Origin of the sequence: Pedobacter sp. SYP-B3415 (genome assembly GCF_004138205.1) — a bacterium.
Taxonomy (GTDB): Bacteria; Bacteroidota; Bacteroidia; order Sphingobacteriales; family Sphingobacteriaceae; genus Pedobacter.
This window is the reverse complement of sequence record NZ_RXNQ01000037.1, coordinates 156,367-179,130: the sequence shown is the minus strand read 5'-3', so window position 1 is coordinate 179,130 and position 22,764 is coordinate 156,367. Positions and strand designations below refer to the sequence as shown.

At 47.1% G+C, this 22,764-nt stretch carries 22 protein-coding genes; 17 read left to right on the top strand and 5 right to left on the bottom strand.

Going from position 1 to position 22,764, the window contains the following annotated elements:
• Positions 1-9: 9 nt before the first annotated feature.
• The 12 genes from EJV45_RS19140 (at position 10) to EJV45_RS19085 (ending at position 10,310) form a co-directional block, all read left to right on the top strand.
• Positions 10-1,896: a cbb3-type cytochrome c oxidase subunit I gene (locus EJV45_RS19140; protein WP_205942435.1), complete on the top strand. Its 1,887-nt coding sequence runs from the start codon at positions 10-12 to the stop codon at positions 1,894-1,896.
• Positions 1,897-1,979: 83 nt separating this feature from the next.
• The gene (locus tag EJV45_RS19135; protein ID WP_129718306.1) at positions 1,980-3,047 is read left to right on the top strand and encodes a heme A synthase; all 1,068 of its coding nucleotides are present in this window, start codon (positions 1,980-1,982) and stop codon (positions 3,045-3,047) included.
• Between the two features lie 2 nt (positions 3,048-3,049).
• Entirely contained in the window at positions 3,050-3,934 is an 885-nt protein-coding gene (cyoE, locus tag EJV45_RS19130; RefSeq protein ID WP_129718304.1) for a heme o synthase, read from the top strand.
• Positions 3,935-3,936: 2 nt separating this feature from the next.
• A complete protein-coding gene (locus EJV45_RS19125) occupies positions 3,937-4,509 on the top strand; it encodes a cytochrome c oxidase subunit 3 (protein ID WP_129718302.1) in 573 nt (190 codons plus the stop codon).
• A 28-nt stretch (positions 4,510-4,537) separates the two neighbouring features.
• Positions 4,538-5,245, top strand: a complete 708-nt coding sequence (locus EJV45_RS19120) for a cytochrome c oxidase subunit 3 (protein WP_129718300.1) — start codon at positions 4,538-4,540, stop codon at positions 5,243-5,245.
• A gap of 26 nt (positions 5,246-5,271) precedes the next feature.
• On the top strand, positions 5,272-5,625 hold the full coding sequence (locus EJV45_RS19115; RefSeq protein ID WP_129718298.1) for a cytochrome C oxidase subunit IV family protein: 354 nt from the start codon (positions 5,272-5,274) through the stop codon (positions 5,623-5,625).
• The gene (locus EJV45_RS19110; RefSeq protein WP_129718296.1) at positions 5,625-6,317 is read left to right on the top strand and encodes an SCO family protein; all 693 of its coding nucleotides are present in this window, start codon (positions 5,625-5,627) and stop codon (positions 6,315-6,317) included. The genes EJV45_RS19115 and EJV45_RS19110 overlap by 1 nt, the downstream gene beginning before the upstream one ends.
• A 19-nt stretch (positions 6,318-6,336) precedes the next feature.
• Positions 6,337-6,903, top strand: coding sequence for a DUF420 domain-containing protein (locus EJV45_RS19105; protein ID WP_129718294.1), 567 nt, complete (start codon positions 6,337-6,339; stop codon positions 6,901-6,903).
• An 871-nt stretch (positions 6,904-7,774) separates the two neighbouring features.
• Positions 7,775-8,368, top strand: a complete 594-nt coding sequence (locus tag EJV45_RS19100; RefSeq protein ID WP_129718292.1) for a GIN domain-containing protein — start codon at positions 7,775-7,777, stop codon at positions 8,366-8,368.
• Positions 8,369-8,486: 118 nt separating this feature from the next.
• Positions 8,487-8,750: a hypothetical protein gene (locus tag EJV45_RS19095; RefSeq protein ID WP_129718290.1), complete on the top strand. Its 264-nt coding sequence runs from the start codon at positions 8,487-8,489 to the stop codon at positions 8,748-8,750.
• Between the two features lie 17 nt (positions 8,751-8,767).
• Positions 8,768-9,427: a DUF2461 domain-containing protein gene (locus EJV45_RS19090; RefSeq protein WP_129718287.1), complete on the top strand. Its 660-nt coding sequence runs from the start codon at positions 8,768-8,770 to the stop codon at positions 9,425-9,427.
• Positions 9,428-9,467: 40 nt separating this feature from the next.
• Positions 9,468-10,310, top strand: coding sequence for a flagellar motor protein MotB (locus tag EJV45_RS19085; protein ID WP_129718286.1), 843 nt, complete (start codon positions 9,468-9,470; stop codon positions 10,308-10,310).
• A 160-nt stretch (positions 10,311-10,470) separates the two neighbouring features.
• On the opposite strand, the gene EJV45_RS19080 is transcribed toward EJV45_RS19085, so the two are convergent.
• Positions 10,471-10,833, bottom strand: a complete 363-nt coding sequence (locus EJV45_RS19080; protein ID WP_165305110.1) for a response regulator transcription factor — start codon at positions 10,831-10,833, stop codon at positions 10,471-10,473.
• Positions 10,834-11,052: 219 nt separating this feature from the next.
• Between EJV45_RS19080 and EJV45_RS19075 the strand changes: the two genes are divergently transcribed.
• The gene (locus tag EJV45_RS19075) at positions 11,053-12,237 is read left to right on the top strand and encodes a DUF1624 domain-containing protein (protein WP_205942434.1); all 1,185 of its coding nucleotides are present in this window, start codon (positions 11,053-11,055) and stop codon (positions 12,235-12,237) included.
• A 23-nt stretch (positions 12,238-12,260) separates the two neighbouring features.
• Here EJV45_RS19075 and EJV45_RS19070 read toward each other — a convergent pair whose 3' ends face one another.
• From EJV45_RS19070 to EJV45_RS19055, 4 genes are all read right to left on the bottom strand, one after another.
• Positions 12,261-14,036 carry a PAS domain S-box protein gene (locus EJV45_RS19070; protein WP_129718282.1) on the bottom strand — a complete coding sequence of 592 codons (1,776 nt, stop codon included), beginning with the start codon at positions 14,034-14,036 and terminating at the stop codon, positions 12,261-12,263.
• Positions 14,037-14,316: 280 nt separating this feature from the next.
• On the bottom strand, positions 14,317-14,868 hold the full coding sequence (rfbC, locus tag EJV45_RS19065) for a dTDP-4-dehydrorhamnose 3,5-epimerase (RefSeq protein ID WP_129718280.1): 552 nt from the start codon (positions 14,866-14,868) through the stop codon (positions 14,317-14,319).
• A 4-nt stretch (positions 14,869-14,872) separates the two neighbouring features.
• Positions 14,873-15,175 (bottom strand): DUF4286 family protein, encoded by a 303-nt coding sequence (locus EJV45_RS19060; RefSeq protein WP_129718278.1) that lies wholly within the window; start codon positions 15,173-15,175, stop codon positions 14,873-14,875.
• 37 nt (positions 15,176-15,212) lie between these two features.
• Complete coding sequence (locus EJV45_RS19055) at positions 15,213-17,039, bottom strand: tetratricopeptide repeat protein (RefSeq protein WP_129718276.1); 1,827 nt, start codon at positions 17,037-17,039, stop codon at positions 15,213-15,215.
• Between the two features lie 191 nt (positions 17,040-17,230).
• On the opposite strand from EJV45_RS19055, the gene EJV45_RS19050 reads away from it, so the two are divergent.
• The 4 genes from EJV45_RS19050 to EJV45_RS19035 are packed head-to-tail and all read left to right on the top strand — an operon-like array spanning position 17,231 to position 22,718.
• Entirely contained in the window at positions 17,231-19,162 is a 1,932-nt protein-coding gene (locus EJV45_RS19050; protein WP_240755353.1) for a S9 family peptidase, read from the top strand.
• 8 nt (positions 19,163-19,170) lie between these two features.
• A complete protein-coding gene (locus tag EJV45_RS19045; protein WP_129718275.1) occupies positions 19,171-20,841 on the top strand; it encodes a sensor histidine kinase KdpD in 1,671 nt (556 codons plus the stop codon).
• A gap of 3 nt (positions 20,842-20,844) precedes the next feature.
• Entirely contained in the window at positions 20,845-21,543 is a 699-nt protein-coding gene (locus tag EJV45_RS19040) for a response regulator transcription factor (RefSeq protein ID WP_129718274.1), read from the top strand.
• Between the two features lie 5 nt (positions 21,544-21,548).
• Complete coding sequence (locus EJV45_RS19035; RefSeq protein ID WP_129718273.1) at positions 21,549-22,718, top strand: amidohydrolase family protein; 1,170 nt, start codon at positions 21,549-21,551, stop codon at positions 22,716-22,718.
• Positions 22,719-22,764: the final 46 nt, after the last annotated feature.

Sequence of the window (22,764 nt, the reverse complement as noted above, 5' to 3'; positions counted from 1 at the left end):
TAGAAAATTATGTCAACAATAGCAATACACGACACGCATCACGATCACCACGATCATGGGCACCATAAAGAGACCTTCCTGACGAAGTACATTTTCAGTCAGGATCACAAGATGATTGCCAAACAATTCCTGATCACAGGTATCATTATGGCTGTTATCGCAATGGGTCTTTCTATTCTTTTCCGTATACAACTTGCCTGGCCTGATAAAAGTTTTCCGTTTCTGGAGACCTTCCTGGGCAAATGGGCAGAAGGCGGTCGTATCAAACCCGATTTTTACCTGGCGCTGGTTACCATTCACGGTACCATCATGGTATTCTTTGTACTTACTGCAGGCCTAAGCGGTACTTTCAGTAACCTGCTTATTCCTTTGCAGGTTGGTGCAAGAGATATGGCTTCGCCTTTCCTGAACATGCTTTCATACTGGTTCTTTTTTATGGCCTGTGTGATCATGATGGGATCTTTCTTTGTCCAAACCGGTCCGGCCTCAGCAGGATGGACGGTGTATCCGCCGCTTTCAGCGCTTCCAAAAGCCGTAACCGGTTCAGGTTTCGGTATGACGCTCTGGCTGATCAGTATGGTGCTTTTCGTTGCATCTTCACTGATGGGCGGTATAAACTATGTGAGTACCATCCTGAACATGCGTACTAAAGGGATGGACCTTTGGAAAATGCCGCTTCCTATCTGGGCGTTTTTCCTCACGGCTATTCTGGGTATTCTTTCCTTCCCGGTACTGGTTGCAGGTGTGGTACTGCTGGTGTTTGACCGCAGTTTCGGTACCAGCTTCTATCTTTCTGATATCGTATTCGGTACGCAGATCCTGCCAAATGAAGGTGGTTCGCCGATCTTGTGGCAACACCTTTTCTGGTTCCTTGGTCACCCGGAAGTATATATTGTAATTATGCCTGCACTGGGTATCTCATCAGAGGTTATCTCGGTAAATGCAAGGAAGCCGATCTTCGGCTACCACGCGATGGTTTATTCATTGATTGGTATTACCGTTCTGTCATTTATCGTTTGGGGTCACCACATGTTTGTTACCGGTATGAATCCGCTGCTGGGTGGTGTGTTCATGATCACGACGCTCATCATCGCGGTACCTTCTGCCGTTAAGACCTTCAACTACCTTGCTACGCTGTGGCGCGGTAACATCAGGTTTACACCTGCAATGCTGTTCGCTATAGGTCTGGTTTCATTCTTCATCTCTGGCGGTCTGACCGGTATCTTCCTGGGTAACGCATCACTTGACATCAACCTGCACGATACTTATTTCGTCGTTGCGCACTTCCACCTGGTAATGGGTTCTGCTGCCATCTTTGGTATGCTTGCCGGTGTTTATCACTGGTATCCAAAAATGTTTGGAAGAATGATGAATGCAAAACTCGGATACCTGCACTTCTGGCTGACTTTTATCTCAGCCTACCTGGTATTCTTCCCGCTGCACTTCCTGGGACTGGACGGTGTTCCGCGTCGTTATTATGTATTTACCGAGTTTGAGTTCATGAGAAAATGGCTTACCGTAAATACATTTGTAACCTGGGCGGCGATTCTTGGTGCCCTGGCACAGGTAGCATTCCTTTGGAATTTCTTCTACTCGATCTTTAAAGGCAAAAGAGCACCACAGAACCCATGGGAAGCCAATACACTTGAATGGACCACGCCGGTTGAACACCTGCATGGCAACTGGCCGGGCGAAATCCCAACTGTTTACCGTTGGCCATATGATTACAGCAAACCTGGTCACGACGAGGACTTTATTCCTCAGACCATTCCTTTCTCTCAGACCATGAGCTCAAACCTGCCGCATGACTTTGAGGGTAACGAAGAGGCTGAGCGCATCCAGCGTGAGTGGGATGCTCAGAATCCTCCGGCAGAACAGAGAACACCGCAACACTAGATTGCAGAAAACATAACAATGGGGTATCTGCCGTAAGTTATCAACTTACAGATACCCCATTTTTCTAATAGAGCACAGGCGAAATGATCAGCAGATCAGACAAACATTTTATTGGTTTTAACTTCGTAACCATTATCGTTACGTTGTTGCTGATACTCGCCGGTGGCATCGTACGCAGTACAGGATCCGGAATGGGGTGCCCCGACTGGCCAAAATGTTTCGACCAGTACATCCCCCCGACCGATATAAGCCAGCTGCCTGCGCATTACAAAGAAAAATACGTTGCGCAACGGGTAAAAAAGAATGAGCGGTTTGCAAAGACGCTCGACAGGCTTGGTAAATATGAGCTGGCCAGCCGGATCAGAAGCGACAAATCCATCCTGGTCCCTGAAACGTTTAATGCAGCAAAGACCTGGACGGAATATGTAAACCGGCTGGTCGGCGCGCTGACAGGTGTATTGCTGCTTATTCTTGCGATATGGTCTTTCAGGTACAGGAAACGGGCAACCCGTATTACCGTACTTAGCGTAATAAACGTTTTCGTGGTGGTTTACCAGGCATGGCTGGGATCAATTGTGGTATCGACGAATCTGCTGGCCTGGGTGGTAACGGTTCACATGGTGCTTGCACTTGTTGTGATCGGTATCCTGATCTACACGTATCATCATGCCAGCAAATTAGATAAACCAAGGCAAGTGATCATGTGGCGGATCAACTGGCTGAAGGTGCTGGGCTTGATTACCATTCTGCTGAGTATTGTGCAGATCGTTCTTGGCACCGAAGTGCGTGAAGCAATAGACGCAGTGTCGAAGACCATGCTTGATCAAAGCAGGGCGGCCTGGGTCGAAAAGACAGGAAGCATCTTCAACTATCACCGGGATATGGCTATCCTCGTCGTAGTAGCCAATCTTATCGTCTATAAGATGGTGACAGACCGCTTTAACGGCAGGGCAGAGCCACTGCGGATGGTGAACCTGGTCATGTTGTCATTGGTGATACAGGCGGGAAGCGGGTTGGTTTTATCTTACCTGGCATTGCCTCCGGTGGCACAGGCGGTACATATTTTATTTTCGACGGTGCTTTTTAGCATTCAGTATTATCTCTACCTGTTGGTTTACAATACCGACACGTATAAACAAATAAAGGATTAAGGTTGAAACAGTTTTTTGCAGATTTTTCCAAGCTCATTAAGTTCCGGCTTACGTTTGTGGTCGTCTTTTCGGCGTCGATCGCATTTCTGATCGGCAGCAAGCAGCATGGAACCATCAACTGGTTAAACTGGTTGATTCTTATTGCAGGCGGCTTCCTGGTTACGGGCGCTGCCAACTGTTTTAATGAGCTTATTGAGAAAGATCTTGATAAACTCATGACCCGTACGAAAGACAGGCCCATGCCCGCCGGCAGGATGACTAACGGTCAGGGGCTGGTATCAGGACTGCTCATGGGCATGCTGGGAACCTGGCTGCTCGGCAAACTGAACATTGAAACAGGTTTGCTGTCGGTGTTTTCGATCCTGCTGTATGCTTTTGCTTATACACCGCTCAAGCAAAAATCGCCCATAGCGGTCTTTGTTGGTGCCATTCCCGGTGCCTTGCCTCCGCTTATCGGTTACCTGGCTGCGATGGGAGATTTTAAGGACTTTACAGATGCAGACTATCAGATTGCTGTGATTCTGTTTTTTATCCAGTTTGTATGGCAGTTCCCGCACTTCTGGTCTATCGCCTGGGTGCTGGATGATGATTACAAGAAAGCCGGCTTCAGGCTGCTTCCTACCACACGCCGCGACAAAGCTTCGGCAGCATTTGTGCTTTTCAGCGCGCTTCTTCTTATACCTGTTAGTTTATTACCAAACTTTTATGGCTTTGGCGGGTACTTTATAGGTGGAGCATCTTTACTGGCAGGCTTGTATTTTGCCTGGCTTTCATTCAGGCTTTTCAGAAACCTGGAATTGGCAGACGCCCGCAAGGTGATGTTTTTTTCGTTTTTTTACCTGCCGCTTGTGCAGTTGGTCTTGTTGTTTGATTTTATAGCGAAATAGATATGGTGACTACATTACCGAAACAGACCGGCAATTACGACATGAAACCCAAAAAGTTTATTGTCTGGTTGTTCGTTGTTTCATCGACAATTATGTTCGGGGGATGGACGAGTTATTACCTCGTATTCTCCGGATCAAAAGGTAAAGGCCACGGGTTGGTTCTTCCTGATGTTTTTATTTACAGTACCCTGGTGCTGGTTGCCAGCAGTATATGCCTTTTCCTGGCATCGCGGGCGCAACGGAAAAGCACGGCTTTACAGAAGCGCTACCTCGGGCTGACTTTTATCCTGGGTATCGTGTTTGCATACATGCAGTTCAGCGCGTGGTCACAGATGTCTTTGGGCGGCGCCTATTTCATCAATAACAATGCGGGCATATCAATGATTTATGTCTTCACATTCTTTCATTGTCTGCATATTATTGCTGGTCTTTGCCTGATAGCAAGCGCCTTTTTTGGTGCGGGAAAAGTGACCGCTGAACGCAACGCATACCGCATGGAGATCGCCTCCATTTTTTGGCATTTTATAGATATATTGTGGATATATCTCTATGTTTTTTTACTTTTGAACCGTTAGATTAATTAACAAAATTACATTCTTTCAAATGAATTCAGTTTCTCAGTTAGATCAGATTAAAACCGGCCCCTGGAGCGGCGGACGCTCTCCATGGTCGGTAGAATATGGTAAGATCATGATGTGGTTTTTCCTGCTGTCGGATGCGTTTACCTTTTCATCGTTATTGATCTACTACGGAGCACAACGCTTCTCAAAAATTACATGGCCTGATCCGGATCTGGTCTTCCAGTCAATTCCCGGTATCACCGACAGCGGCGCACCGCTCGTCTTTGTAGGTATCATGACTTTTATCCTGATCATGAGTTCTGTAACCATGGTACTTGCTGTAGAAGCGGGTCATCGCCGCAGCAAAAAAGAAGTGATCGGCTGGATGATTGCAACCATCATCGGTGGTTTCATGTTCCTAGGCTGTCAGGCTATGGAATGGACGCACCTGTTTCACGAGGGTTTCGGCTGGGGTAAAATTCCAGCTGAAGAGCACTTGAAGCACCTGTTTGATGGCGAAGTATCGCTGGTTTCGGCTCAGCAATTCTCAAACCTGTTCTTTACCATCACCGGTTTCCACGGTTTCCACGTATTCAGTGGGGTGGTGATCAATATCATTATCCTGATCATGACCATTAACGGAACGTTCGAAAAACGCGGACATTACCTGATGGTAGAAAAAGTAGGTTTGTACTGGCACTTCGTAGACCTGGTTTGGGTATTCGTATTTACATTCTTCTACCTGGTTTAATTATTCACGCATAGCATAACATTCACATGGCTGAACATCATTCACATACAGACGAGCATGCACACGAAGAGCATGCGGCATTAACCAAAGGCAAGATCTGGCAGGTTTTCGGAATTCTTCTGGTTATCACCGTTATCGAATTCATTATTGCACTCTGGATTATCCCACACGGATATATGTCTCAGGGAATCGGAAACATTGTATACATTGCTTTGACCCTTCTGAAGGCATTTTATATCGTAGCTTACTTCATGCACCTTAAGTTTGAAAAACTCGGACTGCAGTTGTCGCTTACCGTATCATTCATTTTTATCATTTACTTTATCGTACTGATGCTGATTGAAGGAGGGTTTTTAAATCTCCACATGATCAACCATTAATGAGATCGGGTTCTATAAAAAAAGTATTAATCCTGGTAACCATTTTAGCGGTACCAGGATTTTTATATTATTTACTGCAGGATAAGGGCAAAAACCGCTATCGGCCGCTGCCCGTTTTCGGACCGAAAACACTTTCGGGGACCTTCCATTCGCGCCGCGGAGAGAAGATTCCGGATACGGTCTTCCATGTGCTTTCAGATCTTACCCTGAAGAATCAAGCAGGTGCGCCGGTAAGTCTGAAAATGGCCGAACCGAAGGTTATCGTTGCCGGTTTGTTTTATACAGGAGGCGGGGAACCTGTAGGTATTTTTGGCAAGGCCCTCGAAGGTTTAAACCTCGTTTACGAGAGGAATCAACTTATTCGTTTTATAGGCATTTCGGTTGACCCCGCCGATGGTCCTGCAGCACTTAGCCGGTTTGGTGAGAAATATAAAGCCAGGGCCGGTAAATGGGATCTTGTTTCGGGAGACACGGCCACCGTTTACCCCTTTATCAGAAAGCAGCTTCTGCTGGACGTTGTTGCCCGGGCCGACAAAGGTTTTGTATACAGCAATAAACTGGTGCTGATAGATACCGAAAGACGTATAAGAGGTTTTTATGATGCGGCCAATGCCGAAGAAGTTGCAAAGTTGGATGATGAAATTAAGGTGTTGGTAGCTGAAACACTACGCAATGTGCGTGACGGTCGCTGATTCCTGAAAACGATATTTTATGAGTGATAAATTTTTTAAAAGGCTGGTTTGGGTTGTAACCGCTGTTGTTTTACTGGTCGTTGTCGGATTGAAGCTTGTTCCTCCGCCTGCAAAAACGCCTGAGTTTTTGTTCATCCTGCCGCATGTAATTGGTGGTATCAATGCCGCCTGTTCAATATTGCTGATCGTTTCACTTATTTTTATCAAACAAAAGAAGATTCAGGCCCATAAAATTACAAACGTCATCACGTTTATGCTGTCTGCCGTTTTTCTTATTTTTTACATTGTATTCCATTTTTATCATAAGGATACCGTTTTTGGTGATGTGGATCACGATGGGGTACTGTCACTTATTGAAAAAGAAGCAATTGGGAACACGCGGTACATCTATTATTTCATCCTCGCCACCCACATTATTCTTGCGGCAGGTGTGCTCCCGCTAATCCTGATCAGCTTTTACCGCGGACTGAACATGCAGGTAGCCAAACATAAAAAGATTGTGCGCTGGGCGTACCCGATCTGGCTGTATGTGGCGGTTACCGGGGTGGTTGTGTATCTGATGATTTCGCCTTATTATAATTTTTAGGCTCCGCGCCCGGTCCTGATTTAATTTCTGAAACAGTACTTTAGAATTGAGTCATCAGATTTTGATGGTATTTAGGTATGCGTATTTCGTATTTAGACGAGGCGCAGGACCCGGGAGTTTAGATCTGAGATTTGAGTCTCTTAATAGTATATCGATATTCGTAGTTCGTATCCAGACGTCGCTTCGGGATTTGAGATGTGAGATTTGAGTCTCTTAATAGTATATAGATATTCGTAGTTCGTATTTAGACGTGGCGCATACCCTGCATGACGCAGGACCTGTTCTGCGCCGTGGTCTTTCGTCTTTTGTCCATTTTCTTTGGTCGCGTGAGGGGTTCTGCGCCCAGTCCTGACTCATGATTCATGGTTCGTGGTTCGGCTAGCGACAATGAGGGGCTCTGCGCCCAGACTTACAACTTAATACCTACAACTTAATACTTTATGGATTCATGGCTCGTGGCTCAGTCTTTTTTCTTTTTCTTTGCTCTCCCGTCGCGAACGGTCGCTCCTGCCTCGTCGCAGGAGATTCCTCGCCGTTGCAATATCAAAAAAAGCGATTACGTAAACGCGCTTCGGGACGACGGCGTGGGGGGGACGGCAGCGGGGCTTGGCAAAGTGAGGGGTTAGGCGCCTGTGATCTTTCGTCTTGGTTCTTTTTTCTTTAATCTCATTGAGGGCCTCTGCGCCCAGGCTTTAAACTTTCCACTTTCTACTTTCCACTTAAACCGCTTTCGTCTTGTCAAAAGCGGCGTTGGTCGAGAAAGCCCGCTTGCTGGTATAAAGGAGCGTTTTTGCGTGCAACGTTTCGCCGGTCTTGTCGTCTTAATATCAAAACAACAACAATAAAATAAGACACTTAAAAATACAAGATCATGAAAACCTCAATCAAAACCTTCGCAATCGCTCTTTCAGTTATCGTTCTTTCAGGAACCGTTTCAAGCTCCTTCGCTGCTGATCCTAAAAAAGCAAAAGCCGCCAAAGTTCGCACCGTATCGGCACCATCAGGCGTGAAAAAAGTTGTAGCCAGCGGCAATGTAGAATTGATCCTGGTTCAGGACGGCGCAGAAAGCGTACAGATGCTGAACGATTACCCAACTGCATCGGTAACCCAGCGTGGCGACGTGCTCCGCATCAGCGCAGATGGCCGCGAAACACAGAAGGTCCGCGTATCGGTCAAAGACCTGTACCGCATCGAAGCTTCGGGTGATGTAAAGGTAAGCACCGGCTCAGCGCTCGATCTGAAATACCTGCAAATCATTTTGAAAGACAATGCAGAAGCGGTGATCGGTGCCAAAGTTGAAGGTCTCTATACCCTGCTGCAAGACCGATCAAACCTTACCCTGAGCGGTTCTGCAGATGAGCACTCCCTGCAAATGGGCAAAGTATCCAGCCTGACCATGGATAATTTCACTTCCCGGCAATCAAGCGTTAATCCGCAAGGCGCTGAGCAGATTGCCTCACGATAGATCAATCATAAATAACGCTTTAGAAACGGCCGGGAGAGATCCCGGCTTTTTTGCGTTGCGGTTGTTATCCAGCTAGTTCATCGTTGCAAAACGACCAGCCAATACGTATCTTTGCAACATGAAGCATCTCCGGATCCTGCTCTCTTTTTTTCTTCTCTCTTTTATGCTGACAACCTTCTGGCCGGCTGAAAGCAGGGCGCAATGTGCCATGTGTTCGATAAATGCCGAGCAGGGTACAAAAAACGGGAATACGCAAGGGAAGGGCCTGAACACGGGTGTACTTTATCTGCTGGCGATCCCTTATGTTCTTGTTACCGTTGTCGGTATCGTTTGGTATAAAAAATACCGCCGTAAAAATGAGACCAAGGTAGCCGTTAACTAGCATTTCCATCCCTTTATATGATTCAGTCAACAACCCTGGAATTCATCAGACAGGTTGCACAGAATAACCACCGGGAGTGGTTTATGGCGCATAAAGATGAATATGAAACTGCTAAACAGGATCTTCACGGCCTGATTTCGAAGATCATCCCGGTGCTTTCCCGTATTGATCCGCGGTATCCCGCTGATGCAGATCCTAAAAAATGCCTCATGCGCATTTACCGGGATATCCGCTTTAGCAAAGACAAAACCCCCTATAAAACGAATTACGGCATATCTTTCTCAGTAGCTGGCAAGGGTGTTAACGAACCCGGCTATTTTTTGCAGATTGAGCCGGGAAAGTCTTTCCTTGCTGGCGGATACTGGATGCCCGAAGCTGCGCATTTAAAGCTGATCAGGCAGGAAATTGACTATAACGGGACCGATTTCAGGCAGCTTGTCGAAAATAAAAACTTCAAAAAGTATATTGAATTAAGCCGCGAAGACAGTCTCAAAACCATGCCGAAGGGATATGACGTTAATCATCCTGAAATAGAATACCTGAAACTTAAAAGTTTTATCGGTGTGCATGATATTGACGATAAGACCCTTCTTGATCCCAAATTTGTGGATAAGTTGGAAAAAGTCTTCGAGAATTTATATCCCCTGGTTGTATTTTTGAGAAACGCACTTGCCTGAGTTTTGAAGCCAGGCCATGATGAAACCTCAAATCAAACAAATGAAAAAAACCTATTTCCTATTTCTTGCGCTGCTTTGTATTTCAGCGCTCAGTTCCTGCGTTATCCTGTCACCTAAAAAATATAAAGCCCTCCTGGCGGGAAAAGATTCGCTCTATAACGCGTATAACGAGGGTGCGGCGAAGATATCGAGCCTGGAAGATGAGCTGAAACGGCTGCGAAAAGACACCGCAGACCTGCATGAACAAATGTTCGACCTTCAGAAACGTTTTGGCGAAATGGATGCAAACTACGCGAAACTGCGCAGCAACAGTTCAACAGAGATCAGTAAACTGTCTGATGACCTTAAAAAACGTGAAGCCAGGCTGAAAGAAGTCGAAGAGATTTTGCGCAAACGTGATGCGGCAACTAATCAGCTGAAAGAAAAATTGCAGCAGGCCCTGCTTGGCTTTACAAAAAGCGGACTTACCGTCGAGATCAAAAACGGAAAGGTTTATGTATCGCTGACAGACAAACTCCTTTTCCCTTCAGGCAGTATCATCATCGATGAGAAAGGCAGGCAGGCGCTTGCTCAGCTGGCAAAGGTTCTGAAAGAACAGCCCGAAATAAACATTGCTGTAGAAGGCCATACCGATTCGCAGAAAATTACCAATCTGGGTCAGATCAAAGACAACTGGGACCTCAGCGTCCTGCGCGCAACCTCTGTAGTTCGTTTCCTGACGGAAAATGAAAAGGTAGAAAGTGTACGTATGACCGCCACCGGCAAAGGTGAGTTCCAGCCCCTTGGACCAAACACAAGCGCGGAGGGCCGAAGCAGGAACCGCCGCATTGAGATCGTTTTGTCGCCAAAACTCGATGAGCTGTACGACCTGATCAAACAGTAACGAGATTAAGTTTTTGAAGATCCCTGGCTAATAGCCGGGGATTTTTTATGATCAGCCTTTAAGGCCTACGATGAGCGGTGCACAGGAACATGCGCTTAACTGATCGCTCCTGATGCCTGCCATGCTCTGCCGCGACAGTAGAAGAAACTGAAGGCGCCTATTAACTGGCCAGTGCTTCTACGCGTTTCAGCAATTGATTGATGTCGAATGGTTTTGATATGAATCCATCAGCGCCACATTGATCACAGATATTGTCTTTTGCAGAGTACGCCGCAGACATCATAATAACCGGGATGTTTTTCCACTTTTTCTCGTGTTTGATTTTACTACAAACATCAATGCCATTCCCATCGGGCAGCATAATATCAAGAATAATCAGGTCGGGACTTTGCTCCTCAATATCAGAGCAGAAATCAGATACCCGAGCGGTAGCTTTTACACGGTAACCGCTGTTGTCAAGCACATATGCCAGGATATCACTGATATCCGGATCATCTTCAAGTAGAAAAATTGTTTTGTTCATCGCACGTTCCTTTAACATCGCCCACCACACTTTTCCTGCTTGCTGAGAGCTGCGTTATGGGGATAATTAATTGAGCAACATTATGATGCAGGCTTTGGTTTTAAAAAACAGGATCAGGCTGTATAAAAAATACATTCCCGTGTGGAATGAGTAAGCTTATCCCGCTCACCACTTGCAGGTCTTAGCTAAAATTCAGAGATTGTATATAAAACTAAAACAATGACATCCTCATCCCTCAATCAGATTTCGCGCATCCGCGGAATCGACTTTGCCCGCGGCATCGCCATGATCATCATGGCTTTAGACCATGTGCGCGACCTGTTTCATACAGACTCGCTGACCTCAGACCCGACCGATCTTGCCAAAACCAGCATATTGTTGTTTTTTACACGGTTCGTTACCCATTTCTGTGCCCCGACCTTTGTATTTCTTTCGGGTATTTCGGTTTATCTTTCTATACAGAAGCGCGCGGATGCAGCCGCGAAACGATCGTTTCTGGTCAGGCGCGGCCTTTTGCTTATCCTGCTTGAGTTTACACTGATCAACTTTGCGCTGTGGTTTGATATCAGGTTCAGACTCATGCTGCTGCAGGTCATCGCGGCCATTGGTTTTTCATTTATCTTCTTATCCGTTTTTCTTAAAACTGATAAACGGCTGCTTTTTACAATAGCCCTCGTGATCATTTTTGGTCATGATGCACTACTGCTGTTAAGCCGGCCGGAAAGCGCTGCCGGCCAGGCATTTTTCACGCTTGGATTAGCCCCGGGCACACTGCCAGTGGGCGCCGGCCATACGTTGCTGGTCGGGTATCCGCTTATACCGTGGTTCGGGATCATGCTGTTGGGCTACAGCGTAGCGCCTTTCTTCAACATCCGTGGTTGGAACACCGGTTTGCTGGTACGATCGGGTATACTGTTGCTGGGCTTGTTTGTGGTGCTTCGGTGGCTTAATGTGTATGGCGATCCGGCTCCATGGTCGCTACAGGCGCGTCCTGGATTTACGGTCTTATCATTCCTGAATGTAACGAAATACCCGCCCTCGCTAATGTACACACTGCTTTTCATTGGCTGTACGTTTTTTATTATCGCCTTAGGAAATAGGGTAGGTGAACGAACGGGCAAAATCGTATCCGTTTTTGGTCGGGTACCAATGTTCTATTACCTGCTTCATTTCTGGATCATCAGGCTTGGTGTGTTTATTATGGTTTTTTGCCAGGGCTTCCGCTGGACAGACCTTCGCTTCGGACCGTTTCAGTTCGGCCGCCCGGAGGCAGGTTCAGGAGTAGGTATTGGTTATGTTTACGTGATCTGGCTTGCGCTGGTCCTGATGCTGTTTCCTCTTTGCCGGTGGTATGGCCGGTACAGGAAAGAGCATCCCGAGAAGACATGGCTGCGGTACTTGTAACTATTTCTGTATCATGGAATTAGTCAGGCCGGGTCATCACTTGGGGAGGCAAGGGCGTCTGGCAGGTCTTCGTCTGACAGCCACTCTGAACTTGTATGGCGGGTCACGCTGGTAACGATATGGTCGAGCTCTTTGGCAGAGTCGCTGAGGTATTTTAACAGGCTTTCCATTTCCGGCGTGACCTCTTCATGTCCAAGCAGGTCAACAAGCGCCATTATACGAACCAGCGGAGCCCGTACGCCGTGCGACTGCAGCCACGCAATTTCGCGTAGTTTTTCATTCTGGGCCTTCACCGCATTCAGATAACGGATCTGCTCTGAAATATCACGCTGTATGGAGGTCCAATGCGTAACTGCACCATTTGCATTTGTAACCGGGCTGATCGTAATGCTTACATGGAAAGGAACACCCGCACGTGTATAATTGAGCAATTCGACATTGCAGGCTCTTTTTTCCCTGACAGCATCATTAATTTCCTGGACACCTTTCTGGCCCGTGTTCTGGCCATGGAAGATATCTGCCGGACTGCCGATCAGTTCTTCGCGCGTGTAGCCCGACATCTGAACAAGTGCATCATTTACATAGATAATCCGGGGGGGATCATCGAGGCCGGCATCCGTAATCATAACACCATCCGTTGTGTTGATAACGACGGTTTCGAGCAGTCTTGACCAGTGTTCTTCTTCTTTTCTCCGGGTGATGTCCTGCATGGCACCGATCATACGTACAGGCACGCCATTGTCGAGGCTTATAAAACCGCGGTCAAAAATATGCCTGACCTTACCATCTCCGCAGTAAAAACGGTACTCATCCTGCCAGCGCAGAATCCGTTTGTCCAGGTGTTCGCGAAAACGGGCAATGACCCGGTCCCGGTCATCTTCATGTATATGTTCTTCCCACCAGGTCAGCGTTGTGATATAGTCTTCCGGACTGTGCGCAAGGATACCTTTAACCCCTTTGTTCCAAAGAATTTTGCCTGTTTTAAGATTATAATCCCAGATTATATCGCTGGTAGCTTTCGATACAATGTTAAAGCGTTCAATATTTTCAAGCAGCGCCTTCTGACTGGCAATTGAATCGGTAATGTCTTTTGAGTTGCAGACAATGCCGCCCACGGCTTGTTTGCTGCTTAAGTTGGTAGCACGTGTTTCAAGCCATCGCCACTCACCCTTGCTGTTCTTAAACCGGAAGGGGCTGAATTTGATTTGCTGAACCTGCTTTAGCCGGTCAGCCTCTGCAAGCAGTCTTAGCCGGTCGTCTTCGTGAATGAAATCGAAGACATGGCGGCCCGCAATTTCGCTCGCCGGAATACCGAGAATTCTTTCTGACGTTGGACTTACGTACGTATAGTGAAGCCTGTCGTCAAGGATAACGATCAGGTCCGAACCTTCCTGAACCAATGCGCGGAACCGCTGCTCGCTCAATTCGAGTTCGTGTTCAGTTTCAACCCTTTTTGTAATGTCAGTTGCCAGAACAATGCGTGCTTTTTTTCCATTGAAATCGATCAGGTTGCTCTCTATGCTTACCCGGATTAAACTTCCGTCTTTTTTCAGGTGGCTGAAGCTGTTGCGATAAAAACGCGCGGTTTCGGCATTTTTCCTTACAAGTTTCGCAATAGCCGGGCCATCTTCCGCCGGGCGGATATCATTGATCGTCATGCTGAGAAACTCATCCCGCGAATATCCATAGTGTGCGGTTGCAGCATGATTGACATCTAAAAACCGTAGGGTTTCGACATCAAACAGCCACATGGGCAATGGGGATAACAAAAATAAGTTATAGTAACTTGACTGTGTCATGCGCTCCGGGCGGGTTCTCGTTCGTTTGCTAGTCAGGGATGAGGTTAGACGCAAATAAACATAGGGGTATTTGCGCGGAATTCAAAGCGCAGATGTGAACCTTTTGGGTACAATTTCGGTTTCCCGAATTGCAAAGAAGGGTCGGCGTGCGATAGCGGTAGTGCGCCCGGTTTTCGGGAGATCAGAAAGCAATCGGCGCAATGCCGTAAGGCATTGAAAATGACAGCACAGACTTTTAGCAACCTGTCGCTATGAAACAACTTTTCGTCGCTTCTAAAGTTTAGAACGGACTTTGAAAATCGGCAAAACGCGGCAAAACCGTGTCCTTGTCTGATAAAAGAAGTTCGTTTTCGGGCAGACCGCCCCATGAAATGTTCAGATCAGGATCGTTCCATATTACGCCCACTTCAGAATCCTTATCGTAAAAGTTGGTCACTTTGTAGGTAAAGATCGTATCATCTTCAAGCGTAAGAAAACCGTGCAAAAAGCCTGGGGGTACCCAAAGCTGTTTGTGGTTGTCGCCACTTAGTTCGAGCCCGAAGTGCTGTCCGTAAGTTGCTGAGTTTTCCCGGGCATCAACTGCTACATCAAATACGCGCCCCTGAATAACGCGCACCAGCTTACCCTGCGCAAAGGGCGCTTTCTGCGCATGGAGTCCGCGTAAGGTTCCTTTCTGTGAAAAAGATTGGTTATCCTGCACAAAGGCCGCAGTAACGCCTGCATCTGCAAGGATGCGGCTGTTGAAACTCTCATAAAAGTAACCGCGTGGGTCTTGCCATATTTTTGGCTCAATGATAAGGAGTCCCTCAAGCGGGGTGGTGGTAATCTGCATAAATTTAGTCGAGGTATTCCATTAAGGTCCGGTACGCAACGAAGCGGCCTTCGTAGCGGTCGTTCAGGCTTTTCTGAAGCGCGGGGGCGTGTGTATTTACATATTCCTGGTATGCGCCTATATTGTCAGCTACATATTGAGAGCAGAAGGTTACCCCCTCGTTAGGGGAGTCGACAACACGTAAGATACGGTTGGAAAGGAACATCCCGGTGGCCATGACCTCCGGTATATGTACCTCCTGCATCCAGGTAAGGAACTCTTCTGCAGCAGTGTCTTCAACGATCAGTGTTACATTATATAATAACATGGCGCAAAGATAAGGATTTGTTCAACCTTTAAAAGTTTTAAAGGGACGGCGGTTGTCCCTCATTGCCGGGTGGTAAATCACCCCTCAAAATTCTGTACCGTTTGCGTGCTTCGGCAATGAACATGCTGCCGGGGGCCTCTGTAATTAGTCTCTGATACCAGGTCTTTGCCTGTTCACGGTCGTCCAGTTTTGTCTCATACAGTGACGCTATATTAAATAGGGCATCATCAGCATAGATACTTTCTGGAAAATCTGCGGCAAGTGTTTTGTAGCTCGCGAGCGCTGAGCTGACATCGTTTTGTTCGAGCATAACCCGTGCCCGGGTCATCAGCACGGCATCGCGCAGGTTGTGCCCCGGGAAACGGATATCAATGCTGTCGAGTTTAATCATGCCCGCCCGGCCTTGATTTCTGAAGATAAGCAGTTCGGCATCTGCAAACATTTTCAAAGCGCTGCTGTCGTTCGGCTTTTGGATATGATCTGAAATAAGAAGGCTCAGATTCATGGCATCATTTGCAACAAGCTGCGAGGTTGCATTTTTTAAAATATCGGCCTGCGATTTAGCGTAGGTAAAATTTCCCTGGTAAAAAGACAACCTGGCGCTCCGGTAGCGGGCCTCGTTGCCAAGGTCCTGTCCCTCAAACTGTTTACTTACCTGTTCGTAAGTCAGAACCGCTTCCCAGGGTTCGTTGCTGAGCACATAAACATCACCAAGATCGAGCTTCAGATGACCAACCTCAATCTGCGCAATGCCGGGGATCTGAAGGGCAGACTCAAGCGTTTCTTCCGCCTGGTCAGGCTGGTTCAGGTAATGCGCCTGCAGGTCGGCCAGGTGTTTAAGCGCAAACAGAGTCTGGCTTGTGCGGCCATAGGCAGCGAGTATTTCACGGTACTCAGCGGCTAGCTTTTCGATAGCAGCAGGCGGTTGCCGGTCGCGCTTCAGCTTCTGGTATTTTGTGTTGATCAGCTCGATCCGGGCAGGCAGATAATAACGGTTCTCTCTGCCTTTACTTATCTGGTACTCATAAGCCTTGATTGCAGCATCGTAGGCACCTTCAGCAGCAAAATTATATGCTGTGTTGAGTAATTGCTGGCCCTCGGCTTTTGTGCGGCGGTCGTAAGCCATGAGCTGGCGCAGGGCGGCATCGTAATCTTTTTGCTGAATATACTGCCAGATCAGCAGCCGGGTATAACTTTCATTGTCGGGCTGTTTCTGAAGCTGAGCAATCAGCGCCGAAGCCAGCAGGCGATAATCGTCTTTACTTTCGAATACGGAAGCAAGAACATTTTCTGCCTGCGGAAGCAGCTGCGGCCTATCGCCCAGCGCATTTACATATTCCTGGGCAAGCATGTTTTTATCCTTTTTGAAGCGGTACATGCTTAGCAGTTCATTGGTGAACAGCTGCTCATTTTTGAGGACTTTTCTTCCATGCATCAATGTCCTGATGACCTGGTCGTAAGATTCGTACCGGTAGAAGGTGTTTGCGACATCGCGTATCCGGTTCTCATCTGCCGGCAGGGCTGCAATAAGATCGTTGTAAACCCGTTCAGACTTCTCGGCATTGCCCGTTTCGCTGTAGATACGGCCAAGCGCAATGCTGTAGTCTGCCGCCGACCATGTGCTGCGACCTTTCTTTTTCAAAAGTTTTTCGGCATCGTCGTATCGTTTGGTTTTTAAGAGACTATTAAAATACCCTTCGAACAGCTGAGGGTTAGCTTGTTGAGTGAATAACTTTTCATAGATAACCAGCGCTTTCTGGTACTCCCCCTGGCGGTAATATGCCGCAGCCACAGCTTCCTCGCTGGTTTGCGCTACGACCGGTTTACACAGAAAAAGTGCAATGATCAAAAGGAAAATCTGCATTCCGGAGTAACGTGAAAAATGGCACATAGGTCTACTAAAGTAACATTTTTCTAACAAAGAATCTCGCCGGGCATTCAGGGTCTAAAGTATTTTAAATGTTACGGTTTTTACGGAACTGCGCTTCCAAAAAGTACTTACTTTACAACCCTGGTTAGGTATTGGTTTAAGTAACATTGTTATCGAGATAAGCGATGCAGTTTCCTGTAATGCTTATTTTTGTAGCCTATTTGCCCGGTATGCGTGTGTTGAAGAATTTGTTCCTGCTTGTTTGCCTTTCATTGTTTTTTGCCTGTAAACCAGGTGTAAAGACAGGGGAGATTGCGGTTAATGATTTCTTCAAAAGCCAGGACCGTGCGTTGTACAAGGTATCGCCCGACGGGCGCACGTTGTCATACCTGAAACTGCAGGATAACCTGCAGAACCTCTTCGTAGAAGATATTGCAAGCGGGAAGGTTACGCAGGTTACCTCACTTGAAGGGCGCGGTGTCCGGTTTTATCTCTGGGTCAGTAAAAACGAACTGATTTTTTATCGCGATCAGCCCCTTCACAGCGGAGCTGAAATGTATATCGTGAATAAAAACGAGGGAAAGCCTAGAAAACTGTCCGGTGATCCGAAAGCAAAGATAAGGGTACTCGAAGATCAGCTGATTGATAATAAATTCTTGCTTGTAGCCTCGAATAAGCGCGATTCCACGGTCTTTGATGTCTATAAGCTTAATATTACCAATGGCTCGCTGGCACTGGCGGCGAAAAATCCGGGCAATATAGCGCACTGGATTGCCGACAGCGACGGCCGGCTGAAGCTTGCCATTGCCAGCGACGGTGTAAATGAAACACTGCTCTTCCGGGAGTCTGAAAATGCCCCGTTTAAACCGGTCATAAAAAGTAGCTTTAAGAACACGCTGGTTCCTATCGGCTTCGCCGGAAAAAAGGGGCTTACCATCTATGCCATTTCAAACATCAACCGGGATAAGAACGCACTGATCGAACTGGATATGACAACCGGGAAAGAAAAGCGCGTATTGTTTTACAGCGATACCCTTAACGTTGTTGAAGGGCAGTATTCAATGGCAAAGGCCCAGGTAGAATACGTGGTGGCCGAGACCTGGAAAAGGCAGAAACATTACCTCAATGCAGAAGCAAAGGCATTTTATGGCAAGCTGGATGAACTGCTGCCAAAAACCGAGCTGAAGATTATGGCGCGCGATAAGAATGAGAATGTGTTTGTCCTGCGCACGTTCACAGATCGCAATCCGGGATCATATTACCTGTACACTGCCGACCAGCACAAGCTGAAAAAACTTGCTGATATCAATTCTTCTATTCGCGAGGAAGAAATGTGCGAAATGAAACCTGTAAGTTTCGTTGCGCGCGACGGCCTTAAGGTAAATGGTTATCTGACACTGCCACAAGGTTCGAGGAAAGAAAAACTGCCCGTGGTCGTTCTTCCGCATAACGGACCGAGGTCAAGAAACGGGTGGGGCTACGATGCTGAAGTGCAATTTCTTGCAAACCGGGGTTATGCCGTTTTTCAGATCAATTACCGTGGTTCTGACGGATATGGCAAGCAGTTTATGACAGCAGGTTTTAAGGAGTGGGGTAAAAAGATCCGGGAAGACGTTATAGACGGCGTTAACTGGCTGGTTGCAAAAAAGGTTGCAGATAAAAAAAGGATAGCCATTTACGGTACGGGCTTCGGGGGTTTTATTGCATTAAACTGCATGGCCGACAATCCGGAACTCTTCGTTGCCGCTGCTTCAAATTCCGGTGTCGTCAACCTGTTCAGTTACCTGAAAAGTATTCCGCCATTCTGGAAAACTTCGCTTCAGATGTATTATGAGATTGTCGGAAACCCCGTTACTGACGTAGACTATATGCGCGCGGTATCGCCTGTTTTTCATTCCGACCGGTTTAACAAACCTTTGTTTATTGCGCAGAATGCAAAAGATCCGCGGGTAAGCCCGGGCGAGACCATTCAACTTGTTAAGGAGCTCAAAAAAAGAAATATTCCTGTAACTTACCTCGAAAAAGACGAAGGTTCATTTCTGGAGAAAAAGGAGGAAGGGCGTAAACGGTTTTATGCAGCCCTCGAACAATTTCTCAAAGAAAATTTAAAAAAGTAACGGGTTAAATGATTGCGGATAAGACGAGCGGATACCGGAAAAACTTTTTGCTGATCATCACCTTTATCGTGCTGATCTCGGTGCTGTTTATTCTTTCCCTGTTTCTAGCATTCAATTTCAGCAACAAGTATATAGAGAATGAATTCGGTTCTGCAAAGGTGAATGTGCTTGAGAAAACTATCGGTCCGTACAACGATTTTTTTCAGAACAAAATTCCTGAAGTTTCTTATTACAACGGTTTCCTTGATTCGGCAACCGCTTCAAAATTTACGGATACGGTATTGCTTAAATATCCGTTCGTATCAAAGGTGGTGTTTTATGATTCTGAGGTGAAAAACGAGCCCGTGCGCGACGGCATCAATGCCAGCCATTTTTCTTTCGGCCCCAAGGCCATCTATCAGTTCGGCAGCCTTGTTCCGCAAGATTCAATCAAGCTCTTTTCATACGATAATACGCGTTCTTTCAGCGTTGGCGACGACTTCAATGCCATCGGTTTTAAGCTTGTTTCCTTTGTGGAAAGCCTTGACACAGCGAAAGCGCCATCGCAGGATGAGCTTTTTGCAAATTTTTCTGCTATCCGTACCAACCGCATTACCTATCTGAACATCCCGCGGCGCGAAGATCTGAAAGTTTATAAGGAAATGATGAAGCGGAAACTCGCTTCGCTGCCGGTATATCAGCAGGATATGCTTACCTTCCAGCTTGATCCTTACAAGATCCGGATTGTCAACTCACGCCCGCTGTTGTACCAGCGCATCAGGATAGAACCGCTTACCTACGATCCTATCGATGCCTCAGACAATTACCTGATCACCGAAATAGCGCTGCCGGGACCTTTTTCAGATTACAAACTTTATTTCCAGTCATCACGATCCTTTATTAAAAAAGAAGTTTTTTCATACTTCCTGCCGATAGCGCTGATTCTGCTGCTTGTTTATGCGGTTCTGATGCTTGTTGCGATGCTTATTTACCGGAATTTAAATATCAACAGCAAGATGTTTAAGCTCCAGTATGATTTCATAACCAACTTCTCTCATGAGTTCAAGACGCCTGTCAGTGTCATAAAAATTGCGGGCAATAACATTCGCAGTGCCTCGAGCCTTACAGAAAGAGAACAGAAACATTACGGGAAAATCCTTGATGAGGAGGCTGATAAACTTAACGGCCTGATGAATAAGCTGTTGGCTTTTACGCAGATCGAGAACAAGTCGATCTCGCTCAATCAGGAAGAGGTTTCCATGCGCGAGTTTATCGAAAGTACCATCGAATCACACACGCTCAAGCACAGCGATTTTGAAATGAGTTATGAGGTAAGCGGTTTTGATAAGTTTATTACAGACCCGGTATTGCTGGGCAGTTTGTTTGATAACCTGGCAGAGAACGCTTATAAATATTCAAATCCGGGTAACAAAAAACTTCATATCAGTGCCAGGCTTGTCAGGGGGCGTATTGTGTTACGTTTCGCTGATAAGGGTATAGGAATTGCAGCACAGGATCTTGAACATGTTTTTAAGAAATTTTTCCGCATTCAGAACCAGTACAACCAGCAGGGCAGTGTGGGTCTGGGTTTGGCTTTCTGCAAAGAACTGGTTAATTTTATGGGTGGCGAGATCCGGGTAAAAAGTAAAGTAAACAGAGGGACGGAGTTCATCATTGTGCTTCCGTATATAAATACATAAGGTATGTCAAAAGGAGTAAAAATACTGATCGTTGAAGATGACGAAAACCTGAGGTTCCTGGTGGTACACCGTCTTCAGACTGAAGGATATGAAGTGCTTGAGGCAGCAGACGGTGAGCTTGCCGAGCAGCTGATCATGACGGCGCAGCCGGATATTGTGTTGCTCGACTGGATGCTGCCGGGCAAGCAGGGATCTGAAATTTGTGAGAACGTCAGAAAACAGGGTTTTGAGAACCTGGTTATCATGATGACTGCCAAAGCGCAGGATGTTGACAAAATCGATGCTTATAATTTTGGTGCATCAGATTATGTGACCAAACCATTTAATATGGATGTATTGGTTGCTATGCTTGACAGCAAAGTGAAATTTATCGTGAATAAAGACAGTTCGGAAATTCACCGCTTTGGCTCAATGGAGCACCACCCGAACATTCATACGCTTTTCAGAAACGGGAAAAAGATCGAGCTCACCATTCTTGAAAATCGTATTCTCCTGTATTTTCTGCGCCATCCAGGCAAGGTCATTAACCGCGATGAACTGATGATGGTTGTCTGGGGCTACAATTCTGATGTGAACACACGCACGCTCGATATGCACATTGTACGTCTTCGCAAAAAGATTGAACTTAATCCCGATAATCCGCAGCTGCTCCAGACCGTGCGTGGTGTAGGTTACCGGTTTAATGCGTCGCAAACAGCCTGAGTAACATGACGCGGTACATATCGGCCGACCAGGTTTTTCCGGTCTCGTCTGCCCCGCTGAGCGGCGGGGTGGTGGGCGTATCGGCAGACGGTACGGTTGCCGGGGTCTGGAGCCGGGCCGAGTTTGATTTCTCGAAGGGCCCTGTTGAGCACCACCAGGGGGCGCTTATCCCCGGGCTGATCAATACGCATTGCCATCTTGAACTTTCCCACCTGCGTGGGAAGTTTCCCACCCATACGGGACTGCCCGCATTTGTACAGCTTGTCATGTCGCAGCGCGAAGCCGGGGCCGATACGCTTGCCGAAGCCATGTCTGCGGCAGACCGCGAAATGTTTGAGCATGGTATTGTGGCCGTTGGCGATATTTCCAATACGATCGCGTCTAAAGGAGTAAAAGCCACAAGTAAGATCTACTACCATACATTTGTCGAAGCACTGGGCTTTAACCCGCTGCGTGCGGCAGAAATTTTCCAGCGTTCGCTGCAACTGGAACAGGAGTTTGCACCGCTGCCGGTTTCTATCGTTCCGCATGCGCCCTATTCGGTTTCTGCAGAACTTTTTAGTCTTATCAGCAGCCATGCCGCCGAAAGGAACACCCTGCTGAGTATTCATAACCAGGAAACGGCAGACGAAAACCGGTTTTTTATAAACGGCGAGGGTGGCTTTCCGGGACTTTATGAAAAGCTCGGTCTTGATATTGGATTTTTTAAACCGCCGGGCACAAACTCGCTGCCGGCATATATTGCACGCCTCCCAAAAGATCAGCGAAAGTTACTGGTCCATAACACTTTTACGTCAGCATCAGATTATCTAACCGCCACATCTGCTTACCGGAATATTTACTGGTGTCTCTGTCCGGGCGCAAACCGGTATATTGAAGACAGGCTGCCCGATGTGCGGATGCTTGCAGATTCAGGTGCCCTGATTACCCTGGGAACGGACAGCCTGGCAAGCAACACGACGCTGAACATATTTGCAGAGATGAAAATACTGCAGAATGAGCTGGGCATCCCGTTCGAAACGCTGCTGCGCTGGGCTACCCTGAACGGGGCTGAGTTTCTTGGAATAGATGAGCAGTTTGGCAGCATAACGCCGGGAAAAAAACCTGGACTCAATCTGGTTCGCATAGATGCCCGGGGGCATATTGGCGACAGCAGCGTACGCAGGCTTGTCTGATTGCTGCCTGACCATGGCCGTCGGCGGTTGGCGACTTTTGTTCCGG

Excerpts from the sequence above, each read along its gene's own strand:
- EJV45_RS19140 (WP_205942435.1), top strand. The coding sequence starts at position 10 with ATGTCAACAATAGCAATACACGACACGCATCACGATCACCACGATCAT.
- EJV45_RS19135 (WP_129718306.1), top strand. The coding sequence starts at position 1,980 with ATGATCAGCAGATCAGACAAACATTTTATTGGTTTTAACTTCGTAACC.
- EJV45_RS19125 (WP_129718302.1), top strand. The coding sequence starts at position 3,937 with ATGGTGACTACATTACCGAAACAGACCGGCAATTACGACATGAAACCC.
- EJV45_RS19120 (WP_129718300.1), top strand. The coding sequence starts at position 4,538 with ATGAATTCAGTTTCTCAGTTAGATCAGATTAAAACCGGCCCCTGGAGC.
- EJV45_RS19115 (WP_129718298.1), top strand. The coding sequence starts at position 5,272 with ATGGCTGAACATCATTCACATACAGACGAGCATGCACACGAAGAGCAT.
- EJV45_RS19110 (WP_129718296.1), top strand. The coding sequence starts at position 5,625 with ATGAGATCGGGTTCTATAAAAAAAGTATTAATCCTGGTAACCATTTTA.
- EJV45_RS19105 (WP_129718294.1), top strand. The coding sequence starts at position 6,337 with ATGAGTGATAAATTTTTTAAAAGGCTGGTTTGGGTTGTAACCGCTGTT.
- EJV45_RS19100 (WP_129718292.1), top strand. The coding sequence starts at position 7,775 with ATGAAAACCTCAATCAAAACCTTCGCAATCGCTCTTTCAGTTATCGTT.
- EJV45_RS19095 (WP_129718290.1), top strand. The coding sequence starts at position 8,487 with ATGAAGCATCTCCGGATCCTGCTCTCTTTTTTTCTTCTCTCTTTTATG.
- EJV45_RS19090 (WP_129718287.1), top strand. The coding sequence starts at position 8,768 with ATGATTCAGTCAACAACCCTGGAATTCATCAGACAGGTTGCACAGAAT.
- EJV45_RS19085 (WP_129718286.1), top strand. The coding sequence starts at position 9,468 with ATGAAAAAAACCTATTTCCTATTTCTTGCGCTGCTTTGTATTTCAGCG.
- EJV45_RS19080 (WP_165305110.1), bottom strand. The coding sequence starts at position 10,833 with ATGAACAAAACAATTTTTCTACTTGAAGATGATCCGGATATCAGTGAT.
- EJV45_RS19075 (WP_205942434.1), top strand. The coding sequence starts at position 11,053 with ATGACATCCTCATCCCTCAATCAGATTTCGCGCATCCGCGGAATCGAC.
- EJV45_RS19070 (WP_129718282.1), bottom strand. The coding sequence starts at position 14,036 with ATGACACAGTCAAGTTACTATAACTTATTTTTGTTATCCCCATTGCCC.
- rfbC (WP_129718280.1), bottom strand. The coding sequence starts at position 14,868 with ATGCAGATTACCACCACCCCGCTTGAGGGACTCCTTATCATTGAGCCA.
- EJV45_RS19060 (WP_129718278.1), bottom strand. The coding sequence starts at position 15,175 with ATGTTATTATATAATGTAACACTGATCGTTGAAGACACTGCTGCAGAA.
- EJV45_RS19055 (WP_129718276.1), bottom strand. The coding sequence starts at position 17,039 with ATGCAGATTTTCCTTTTGATCATTGCACTTTTTCTGTGTAAACCGGTC.
- EJV45_RS19050 (WP_240755353.1), top strand. The coding sequence starts at position 17,231 with ATGCAGTTTCCTGTAATGCTTATTTTTGTAGCCTATTTGCCCGGTATG.
- EJV45_RS19045 (WP_129718275.1), top strand. The coding sequence starts at position 19,171 with ATGATTGCGGATAAGACGAGCGGATACCGGAAAAACTTTTTGCTGATC.
- EJV45_RS19040 (WP_129718274.1), top strand. The coding sequence starts at position 20,845 with ATGTCAAAAGGAGTAAAAATACTGATCGTTGAAGATGACGAAAACCTG.
- EJV45_RS19035 (WP_129718273.1), top strand. The coding sequence starts at position 21,549 with ATGACGCGGTACATATCGGCCGACCAGGTTTTTCCGGTCTCGTCTGCC.